8 protein-coding genes are annotated in these 10,721 nt (G+C 61.9%); 7 read left to right on the plus strand and 1 reads right to left on the minus strand.

Features of this window, described 5'->3' with window-relative positions:
- The first annotated feature begins 87 nt into the window (after positions 1–87).
- From GQY20_RS31305 to GQY20_RS31325, 5 genes are all read left to right on the plus strand, one after another.
- Positions 88–993, plus strand: coding sequence for an LLM class F420-dependent oxidoreductase (locus GQY20_RS31305; RefSeq protein ID WP_198351331.1), 906 nt, complete (start codon positions 88–90; stop codon positions 991–993).
- A gap of 58 nt (positions 994–1,051) precedes the next feature.
- Entirely contained in the window at positions 1,052–2,263 is a 1,212-nt protein-coding gene (locus GQY20_RS31310) for an epoxide hydrolase family protein (RefSeq protein WP_157221100.1), read from the plus strand.
- Between the two features lie 136 nt (positions 2,264–2,399).
- Entirely contained in the window at positions 2,400–3,101 is a 702-nt protein-coding gene (locus GQY20_RS31315; RefSeq protein WP_157221101.1) for a maleate cis-trans isomerase family protein, read from the plus strand.
- A 69-nt stretch (positions 3,102–3,170) separates the two neighbouring features.
- Positions 3,171–4,469: an MFS transporter gene (locus tag GQY20_RS31320; protein WP_157221102.1), complete on the plus strand. Its 1,299-nt coding sequence runs from the start codon at positions 3,171–3,173 to the stop codon at positions 4,467–4,469.
- A gap of 55 nt (positions 4,470–4,524) precedes the next feature.
- Complete coding sequence (locus GQY20_RS31325) at positions 4,525–5,067, plus strand: nuclear transport factor 2 family protein (protein WP_157221103.1); 543 nt, start codon at positions 4,525–4,527, stop codon at positions 5,065–5,067.
- Between the two features lie 25 nt (positions 5,068–5,092).
- On the opposite strand, the gene GQY20_RS31330 is transcribed toward GQY20_RS31325, so the two are convergent.
- Complete coding sequence (locus GQY20_RS31330) at positions 5,093–5,473, minus strand: VOC family protein (protein WP_157221104.1); 381 nt, start codon at positions 5,471–5,473, stop codon at positions 5,093–5,095.
- Positions 5,474–5,757: 284 nt separating this feature from the next.
- On the opposite strand from GQY20_RS31330, the gene GQY20_RS31335 reads away from it, so the two are divergent.
- Together GQY20_RS31335 and GQY20_RS31340 are read left to right on the plus strand one after the other, a co-directional pair.
- Positions 5,758–8,115, plus strand: coding sequence for a hydantoinase B/oxoprolinase family protein (locus GQY20_RS31335; protein ID WP_198351332.1), 2,358 nt, complete (start codon positions 5,758–5,760; stop codon positions 8,113–8,115).
- Positions 8,116–8,310: 195 nt separating this feature from the next.
- On the plus strand, positions 8,311–10,521 hold the full coding sequence (locus GQY20_RS31340; RefSeq protein WP_157221106.1) for a TonB-dependent receptor: 2,211 nt from the start codon (positions 8,311–8,313) through the stop codon (positions 10,519–10,521).
- Positions 10,522–10,721: the final 200 nt, after the last annotated feature.

A 10,721-nucleotide genomic window follows, 5' to 3' on the forward strand; every position in this document is an offset into this window, starting at 1 on the left:
TCGGCCGAGGCGCGGCATCGGGTCAACTTCAAGATCCGATACGGACGCAGTCGCGCATCGCCGTTTGGGCGCATAAGGAATGGGCACATGGTGAGAATTGGCGCGATCCTGCCGCAGTTGGAGATCGCCCCAGACCCAGAGACTCTCCGTCGATGGGTCGTCGCGGTCGAGGAGATGGGCTTCGATCATCTCGTGGTCTACGATCATGTCGTCGGCGCCGATGTCAGTGGGAAGCAGAGCGATCCGCGCATGCAGAAATGGCCTGCGGGTCATTATAATTATCGTGATCTTTTTCACGAGCCGCTGGTGCTGCTCGGATATCTCGCGGCTGTCACGCGCAAGATCGAGCTTTCCACCGGTATCCTGATTCTGCCGCAACGTCAGACCACCCTTGTGGCCAAACAGGCGGCCGAAATCCAGGTGCTAAGCGGCAATCGCCTGCGGCTGGGCGTGGGTATCGGCTATAATCATCTGGAGTTCGAGGCGCTTGGTGTGCCTTTCGCGCGTCGCGGCGATCGCATGGGCGAGCAGATCGACGTGCTGCGCGAACTATGGGGCCATGAGCTGGTCGATATCGACAAGCCCCAGCACCGATTCGGCGGCGTCGGGCTGAACCCGTTGCCGTCCCAACCTATTCCCCTGTGGCTGGGGGCGACATCGGCCATCGGCTTCGATCGGGTTGTGCGGCAGGCCGATGGCTGGATCTGCCCGGGCGGCGCGCTCTCGCCCGCAGTGCAGGGCTGGCTGGCACAGCTCGATGAAGCGTTGGGCAAGGCACCCCCGCGTGAACGGCCGCTGGGCATGGATGGTCGGCTTGACATGCGCTACCGGGCGGATGACGAGTTGGCGCGAGAAGCGGCACGGTGGCGCGAGCTTGGCGCCACCCACATTAGCGTCAACACCATGGCCCCCTATAACCGTCGCGCCGAGAAACTCGATGTCGACGAGCATCTGGCGATGCTGCGCCATGCGCTGGAGCTGATCAGGGGATAAGGCAGGGGCGTCACCGTCGTGACGCCCAGCTGATCCTCGGCTGGATGAGAGGCATGTTGTGACGCCTGAGCCGTTTCGGATCGCCATAAGCCAGGATGTGCTGGATGACCTCGCCCGGCGCCTCGCCGCTGCCCGCTTCGCGCCCGATTTCGCCAATGAGGACTGGAGTTATGGCGTGCCGACCCGCTATCTGCGCGAGCTGATGACCTATTGGCGCGAGGGGTTCGACTGGCGGGCCCAGGAGCGGACGATCAACCGCCACCCGCATTTTCGGGTCGAAATCGACGGTATTCCGATCCATTTCATGCATATAAAGGGGAAGGGCACGGCGCCGCTGCCGCTGATCCTGACCCATGGCTGGCCGTGGAGCTTCTGGGATTTCGCCAGTTTGGTCGACCCTCTTGCGGATCCGGTGTCGGATGGCGCAGATCCGCTTGACGCCTTCGATCTCGTCATCCCTTCCTTGCCCGGCTTTGCCTTCTCGACGCCGCTGTCGCGCCCCTTTGCCATTTGGGAAACGGCGGACCTCTGGGTCAAGCTGATGGACGCGCTCGGCTATGAGCGCTTCGGCGCCCATGGTGGCGACTTCGGTGTTCTGGTCACAGAGCAGCTCGGCCACAAATATCCAGAGCGCATGCTGGGTGTTCACCTCTCACCTTGTCCGCGCCGGCTGGACATCTGGAACGTGGCGCGCCCTTGGGCCGATCTCGTCGCGGGTCCCCTGTCGGGCGCGGCAGCGCGCGATGGGCGGGTCATCGCATGGGAGGCCAGGAAGGTGGGCCACGCGGTCGCCCAGGCTCTCAGCCCGCAAACGCTGGCGGCGGCATTGCATGATTCCCCGGTGGGACTCGCGGCATGGCTGCTTGAAAGGCGCCGCAACTGGAGCGATTGCGGAGGGGATGTGGAGACGGTCTTCTCCAAGGACCAGCTGCTGACCAATTTCACGCTCTATTGGGCGACCGACAGCTTCGTCACGTCGGCCCGACTGTATCGCGATTCCTGGAAGCAGGAATGGCGTCCGTCGCACACGCGTCAACCGATGGTCGAGGTGCCGACCGGAGTCTCGCTGCTCCTGTCCGACCTGCCACCGGATGCGGACATGCGCTGGCTGCAAGGCTATTTCAACCTCACGATGCTGCGCGAACATGCGGTGGGTGGTCATTTCGCGGCGGCCGAGCGTCCGCAGGCGATCGTGGAGGACCTGCGCGCCTTTTTTCGCCCGATGCGCAAGCGGTCTGCACGAATGATGGCATGTGGAGTCAACACATAAGTTGACATGACTGGGCGATCTGACCAAATTGGCGGGTCGATGAAGCATATGCGGCGAGGACGGCCGGCCCCTCGACAGGGAGAGTATATTGGTAGGCAGGGCGCAGGATGGTTGGCGGGCCCGTGTTGGCTTGGTGATGCCGAGCACGAACACGGCATTCGAAGGCTGGCTGCCGCGCGTGGCGCCCGAAGGCGTGAGCTTCCATTTCGGTCGGATGCCGTTTTCCCGTGCCACCTCGATCGAGAACGCGCTCGAGGAGATGGAAAGCGAGGAACGCGCTGCCGTGAGGCGTGTAATGGATTGCGAGCCCGATGCGCTGCTCTACGCCTGCACGGCCTCCAGCATCCTCAAGGGCGTCGAGGGAGACCGTGCCCTCATCGCGAAGCTGAGGGAACAGACCGGCGTGCCTTGCACCACCATCGCGGAAGCGATCGTGCGTGCTTTCGAGCGGCTGGGTGTCTCGCGGATATGCATCGCCTCGCCGTATCCGGCAAAATTCGACAGGCTGGAGAGTGATTTCTTCAACAGTGCCGGCCTAGAGGTGGTGGATGTCCACGGCCTCGACCTCAACGATCCGGCAGATATGTGCGACGTTCCGCCGGGCGAGATCTATCGCTTCGCGCGATCGGTCTGGAATCCGTCGGCTGATGCGCTGCTGGTCACTTGCGCCGCATTTCGCGGCCAATCGGTGGTCGCAGCGCTGGAGGAGGATCTCGGCGTACCGGTCGTCACTTCGCTCACGGCTTCCTTGTGGGCTGGCCTGCGCATTGCCGGTGTGATGACTCCGGTTCACGGGTTCGGCGCCATTCTCAGCCAGCCCGGCCGGCCCTATGACTGAATGCGCGAAGCCGTTGCTTGGGCGGCGGCGCGGATTTGCGATCGATGACGGTGCCGGGGTTGCTATTTCATGCATATGACGTCTTCCGACAGCAGGCGCACGCGCCGTATCGCTTTCGCGATGTTCGTGGGCACCGCGCTCGAGACCTATGATTTCATGCTCTATGGTCTCGCTGCGCCGCTGGTGTTCACCCGCCTGTTCTTCGTCAGCAACGAGCCCTTCGTGGCGACGCTGGGTGCATTGGGAACCTTCGCGGTCGGCTTCGCGATGCGGCCGCTGGGCGCCATGCTGTTCGGTCATCTGGGGGATCGTTTCGGGCGCCGCAAATGTCTGATCGCCACCATCGCGATCATCGGCATCACCACTTGCCTGATCGGCATGTTGCCCACTTATGCCGTGGCGGGAATCATGGCGCCGCTCGTGCTCACCATGCTGAGGGCGATCCAGGGGATCGCCATCGGCGGCGAGTGGGGAGGCGCCATTGCGCTGGCGGTGGAGCATGCGCCGCCCGATGCACGTGCACGCTCCGCCGCTATGACCCAGCTCGGTGCGCCGATCGGCATATTGACGGCCACTGCCGCCTTCTTCCTGGTTTCGCTGCTGCCGCCGGCGATGTTCGATCTGTGGGGCTGGCGGCTGCCCTTTCTCGCGGCCTTCCCGATGCTGCTGGGCACGCTCTGGCTCCGGCGTCAGGTGGATGAATCCCCGATGTTCGAGCAGGTGAAGAAAGCGCATCACCTATCGCATTTCCCTGCAAGGGAGGTGATCTTCGATAATGTTCCGAGGTTTCTGGTCGGCACCATCGGCTGCATGCTGGGGATTGGCGGATTCTACCTGATGTCGAGCTATGTCATCAGCTACGGCACCTCGACATTGCATCTCCCCCGCCCTTTGTTGCTTGCCGCCTCGGCGGTTGCGAGTGTGGTCCAGATCTTCGTGGTGCTGGTTGGCAGCCGGCTCGGCGAACGCTTCAGCAATGCCGGGGTCGTCGCCGCAGGCGGGGTCCTGACGCTCCTTCTCGCCTTTCCGGTATTCGCCCTGATCGATACCGGGCAGCCATGGGCCGTGATCCTCGGCATCACCCTGGGCACGGCAAGTGTCTACATCCCGGTATCGGTGATTGGGCAATATCTGGCCGAACTTTTTCCCGTCGAGCGGCGATACAGCGGATTGGGTATATGTTCGAACATCGCTGGCGTGTTCTGCGGTTTCGTGCCCATGCTCGCCGCGACAATGCAGCATGCCGCCGGCGGTTCCTGGGCGGTCTCCATGGTCCTCGCCGCATTGGCTCTGATGACGATGGTCGCGGCTCTCGCCGCACCGCGTTTCGCCGTCAGGGGCGAGCTGTTCGTTGGACGCATATCGTAGCGGCGCCTCGCCCGGCGGCGGCCCGTGATCTCAAACAGGCGCTAGGAAGAAGCAGATGAGCGGCGAGCCCAGTCTTGACGACCAGATCGCGGAAATGCTTGCAGAACGTGATATCCGCAATGCCATCATGCGGTATGTCCGTGGCGTCAATCGCAAGGATTGGGCGTTGATGGCTTCCGTTTATCATGCGGATGCGACGGAGGATCATGGCCCCTTGCAGGGAAGCCCGGCCGATCTGATCGCCTGGGTTCAAAAGCGCCACGAGACCATCGAGCAATCGATGCATTTCATCGGCAATTGCCTGGTCGAGATCGCAGGGGAAACCGCCTTTGCGGAAACCTATTGCATTATCGTACAGCATGAGCGCACCGCCGCGCGCAGTATCAGCTCCGGCAGGGATGCGATGGTCCGCACCGTGATGGGCGTCCGTTATGTAGACCGCTTCGAGCGCCGTGACGGCGCTTGGAAAATAGCGCGCCGCATCCTCGTGACGGAATGGATCGAAGAGGGGATGGGCACTACCGACTTCGGCCCGGCATGGACTGCGGCGCTCCGATCGAAGGATGATGCCGTTTACCGGATCCGCGATCAGGATTGACGTGAGGGCGCACCTCGTGGCGCACCTATGCGCCCGGCTTGAATACCGCGCACAGCTTGTTGCCGTCGGGATCGCGCAGATAGGCGAGGTAGAAGCCGGACGAAGCGCGCAGCCCCGGCGGGTCTTCGCATGTCGTGCCGCCATGCGCCAAGCCGGCCGCGTGCCATGAATCGACCATGGCGGGGCTCGACATGGTGAAACCGATGGTGCCGCCATTTCCCGGTGAGGACGGCGCGCCGTTCAAGGGCTTGCCGACCACGAGCATGGCATCGTCATGGACATAGACTATCCGGTCGCCATCCTTGATCTCCGAGCCCGGCATCCCTCCGATCGCCATAAAGAGCCCATCATAGAAGATCTTTGCCCTGATCGGATCGTCGGCACCAAGGCATATATGTGCGAACATGCAGCCTTTCCCTTTCGAGTATTTCGAGCTTGTGGCGTTCCCGGAATGAATTGCGGGCGAGACGGGCACGGCGATGAGCCTATTCTCGCTTCCCCCGGACTTTGCCGCATCCCGCCGGTCGCGCCGTCAGCGGAGCATGGCGCGGCCCAATGAATTATTCAACAATAACGTTGATGTTTTGCGCCGATCGTCTAAATCCTGATCGGAGCCGGCATGTTCAAGCCGGGCAAGACAATGAGCGGCCGCCCTCATGCTCACGGGCGTCGCGATGGAGATGGGCGTACATGAGTCACGATGTAGCCACCGCGGATCGGACGATGCGTGCGGACATGGCGGCCGAGAGCGTTCCGGATGGCGCGGGACGAGTGACATGGGACGGACGTTTCCATTCCTATCGTCCCAAAGGCGACTGGCTGTCGCGCGTATCGGGCGATCTGATGCTGCATGACGCGTGCGACGCAACGCTCGACCCGGTGACATTCGAGGTGATTCGCAACCGGCTCTGGATGATCAACATCGCCCATGGCGAGACGCTGACCCGCATTTCTGGCTCGCCCGTGTTTCAGTCGCTCGATTTCAACATGTGCCTGCTCACAGAGCATGCCGAGATCGCCATGAACGCGCCCTATCTGCAGAATCTCGGGACGGGCACTTCGCTGGCGATCCGCTATATCATGGAGCAGTATAGCGAAGCCCCCGGCATTCACGAGGACGACATTTACGTATCGACCGATCCCTGGATCGGCGCGGTGCACCAGATGGATGTAATGCTGATCGCGCCAGTGTTCGTGGACGGCAAGTTGTTCGCGTGGGTGACGAATGCTGGGCACCAATATGATCGCGGCGGCGTCGTGCCGGGCGGCTGGCCCCAGAACGCTCCGGATGTGTACAGTGACCCCACCATCCTCAAACCCTTCAAGCTGGTCGAGAAGGGCGCGGTGCGCAAGGATCTGGAGGCGATGTACCTGCGCCAGTCGCGCATGCCCGATCTGCTCGCGCTCGATCTTCGCGCCCAGATCGCGGGCTGCCGCTTCGCCGTCCGGCAGATGCGTGATCTCTGTACGCATTTCGGCGCCGGCGTCGTCAAGGCGGCAATGCGGCGGGTGATCGATAACGCCCAGCAGTCCATGCGCGATAAGCTCAGTCGGATTCCCGACGGCCGCTGGTCGCAGGTCCGCTACTTCGACGAGCGCATGCCCGGAGACCGCAGCTCCTATCGAGTCCAGGTCAACCTCACCAAGAAGGGCGATCGGCTGATCGTCGACAACGAAGGGACGGACACGCAGGTCGAAGGTCCGCTCAACTTCGTGTTCGCAGCCTTTGCCGGGCAGTTCCTTGGCGTCGTCGCGGTGACGATGCTGTACGAGCAGATGTTCTCGACCGGCGGCGCCGAGCGCCAGATCGATTTCGAGATGACGCCGGGCCTGATTTCCTGCGCCGACTATCCCGCGGCGATCAGCGGTGGGGTGATGAGCGTCGTGGTGCACACCAACGCGCTGATGCAGGCGATCGGCGCGATGCTGGCCTGCGTCCCGGAGCTCAAGTCCGACGTCATCGCCGCCGGACCCGGCTGGCCGATGCTCGTGCTGGCGGGAAGCAACGATGCCGGCGGCTATTTCGGCACTGCGCTGATGGACGCCGTTGCGATGGGGTCGGGCGCGCGTTCCAACCGCGATGGGGTCGATACGGGGGGCGCGACATGGAGCCCGCTGATGAAGCTGCTCAATGCCGAGGAGGTCGAGCAATTCTATCCCATCGTCTATCTCTATCGGCGCGAGCTCGAGGATAGCGCGGGGGCCGGCCGTTATCGTGGCGGTGTCGGCATGAAATTCGCCTTTACGCCCTATCGTGCCCGTGAGATCAGCGCGATCACCAACACCGGCGGCCAGGACAATTCGACCCATGGCGCCGCCGGCCTGTTCGGCGGCTGGCCCTCGCCGACCTGTCATTATCTGGTGCGCAAGGGCACCAACCTGGCCGAGATGTTCGCGCGCCGGCAAATGCCTTCTGCGATCGGGGATCTCGCGTCCGAGGAGGATCATCTGCTGCGCGGCAAATCGAACGGCACCGTGCTGCGGACCGGCGATGTGGTCGAAGGCACGTTCATGGGCGGCGGCGGCTATGGTGATCCGCTGCTGCGCGAGCCGGAAGCCGTCGCGCGGGACGTGGCGATGGGTTATGTATCCGCAGACGCGGCAACGCGCATCTATGGCGTGATGCGAACCGCGGACGGCGCCGCCGATCCGGCGGCGACCGAGGCGTGCCGCCACGCCTTGCGAGAGAAGCGCAAGCAATGGAAAGCTGCCGGTCCGGGCGGCCGCGGAGCCAGGATCACGCCGGCATCGGGCGAACCGCCGCGGCTGGTGCACGAATATGTCGCGGCACGCGACGAAGGCGGGCAGCGCGTCCTTGCCTGCGCGATCTGTGGACACGTCCTCGGCGATTATACCGGGAACTATAAGGAAGGCCTGCTGGTCAACATTGCGCCGGTCACGGATATCCCGATGGTAGGGGATCCCGCACTTTTCATCGACGAGCCGGTCGAGTTCCGCCAATATTGCTGCCCTGGCTGCCAGACCCAGATGGCCACCGACGTGATGTGCGCCAGGGAGCCGATATTTGCCGAACTGACGCTGCTGTGACGGCACGAAGCGGGCTCGATGAACGACTGTCTCGAATTGCGGGATTCCACGTTGCGCCGAATGCCACGATCGCCTGTTGACCATGACGATCGAGAACAAGCGCGCGCATTTTTTTGATCCGACCAGGCGTCACAGCGAAGGAAAGCGCAGCGGCTTAACCTTCGGTGGGCGCTTCCCGGAGAGGAGGGGGTAAAGATGATCATTGCCAGATCGTTGAGCGCGGCGCTTGCTTGCGGCGTTGCGATGGGTGCGCTTGCCAGTCCGGCGGTGGCGCGGGCCTCGGATGGCACGGCCGCGGCCGGGCCGTCCAATGCCGACGCATCTTCAGCGAAGGAAAGCGGAGAGATCGTCGTAACGGCCACGAAATCGCGCTACGGGACCAGTGTCCAGAATGTGGCAGCGACGGTCAGTGCGTTCGGCGCACAGCAAATCCAACAATCGCATATCGAGACCATCACCGATTTCACCAGAATGGTTCCGAACGTCCATCTGACTGGTGGCGCCAACGCCAATCAGAACAATTATACGATTCGTGGTATGGGTGTGTATACGTCCGCGCCGACGACGACGCCGACGGTCGGCGTGTTTCTTGACGGCGTGTATATCGGCATGAGCGGCTCGACGGCGCTCAGCAACATGTTCGATGTCGAGGGCGTCGAGGTCTTGCGTGGCCCACAAGGGTTGCTGTTCGGTCGCAACGTGACCGCGGGCGCGATCCTGCTGCGGACGTCCGAGCCCAGCGAGACCTTCAAGGCCAAAGCGGAAGTAGGGATCGAAAGTGGCCCCCGCTACAACGCCGCAGCGATGGTGACCGGCCCGCTTTCGTCCGATGGGGTATGGAGTGCCAAGGTTTCGGCCTCGGTCGTCCAGGACGAGGGTTGGTTCCATAACGACTTCAACGGCAAGAAATTCGGCAAGAACGATACCACCGACCTCCGGGCGGCCCTGAAATATCATCCATCCAGTGGCTTCGCGACGATATTGCGGCTGGAGGCGGGCAAGCAGAATGCCGATCCCACGCCGATGCATGACAGTGGGCTCTATGGCTATCGGGACTTCACGCTCGATCTCGACCTGACGGGATACACCGATGTCAGCTGGCAGTCCGCCACGCTCGAATCGCGACTGGACGTGGGCTTCGGCAACGGACAGATCATCAACATTGCCGCCTTTCGTCATGCTACCGCGGATGTGGGCGTGGACGAAGATGGCACGCCGACGACCTATTTCAATTTCTACAGTTGGGCTAGCCAGCATCAATGGTCGGATGAGTTGCGATATTCCGGAAAATTCGGGCCAGTAAGTACGACGATCGGAGCCTATTATTATACGGATAGATTTTCCTATCTGGAAAACCGATATTTTGGATTGACCGCATCTAGCCTGTTCGGAGGGGGTGTCCAGAAATCCACGACCTGGGCTTTGTTCTCCAACTTCGATATCGATATCCTGCATAACCTGACACTGAACCTTGGGGCCCGCTTTTCCAACGAGCGGAAATCCGTGAAAGTGGCCGCGATCAAGGCGCTCGGAGCGGGTAATCCCTGTAGGTTGGAGACGGTGAGCTGCTCATATTTTCCTTTTGCCGACAGCAAAAGCTGGAACGCCTTTACGCCGAAAATCGGTATTCAGTGGAAACCGACGCCGGAAACCAACATCTACGCTTATTGGACGAAAGGCTTTCGCAGCGGCGGATTTAACATCCGGCAGACCAATCCCGCCGCGCCTCCGAGCCCTTATGGGCAGGAGGTGGAGAGCACCTTCGAAGCCGGCATCAAGCAGCAGACCGTCGACCGCCGGGGCCGGATCTCGTTGGCGGCGTTCCACAATAAGTTCCACGGTCTGCAGCGCGATATTTCCTTCCCCGATCCGCTCGTGGGTACCATCCAGACAACGGCCAATACCGCCGACGCCACGATTTATGGATTCGAGGGCGAGGCCTCCTTTGCGGTCGTGCCTCAGCTCACCCTCTCGGCCAACTTCGGATATTTGCATGGCAAGATCGACAAGTTGCTGAGGGCCCTGGCCCCGAATGGCGTCATCACGCCGAGCCAGCTCGCCCTGCAAATTCCTTATTTGTCGCCCTGGTCCTATGGATTCTCGGGGGAGTTTCACACCAAGATCGGTGGCAACACGCTTGCGGTGAGGGCGACCTATTTCCATCAGGATCAATCCTTCAGCAACGACATCAACACCACCCGGGTCTATGCCATCAACAACGTCGATGCGGATATCACCTTGACCGTGGCCGGGGGGAGGTTGGGTATCTCGGCCTATGGCAAGAACCTGTTGAACAATGTTGTCAACGGCTTGCAATTTCCCTTGGCTTTCCAGCCCGGGATGATTGTCGACTCGTTGACGGAAAAGGGAAGGGTATTTGGCCTCAAAGCCAGATTTAGTTACTGATATGGCGTGATCCCTGGTGGCGAGGGATGGCGCATCATCCCTCTTCACGATGGCCGCCTATATGAATGGGCAGTGCTTAAGAGTCTTCTCTGATTGGGGCTCATCGGGTCAAGCTGCTCTCTCGTATTCGTGACCGTCCCATGGATCACTCGCTTCTCTCCGCGGTCAGCGCCGGGCTGCCGCATGATGGGGTCAGGAGA

Source organism: Flavisphingomonas formosensis (genome assembly GCF_009755815.1).
In the GTDB taxonomy this organism is placed as follows: Bacteria; Pseudomonadota; Alphaproteobacteria; order Sphingomonadales; family Sphingomonadaceae; genus Flavisphingomonas; species Flavisphingomonas formosensis.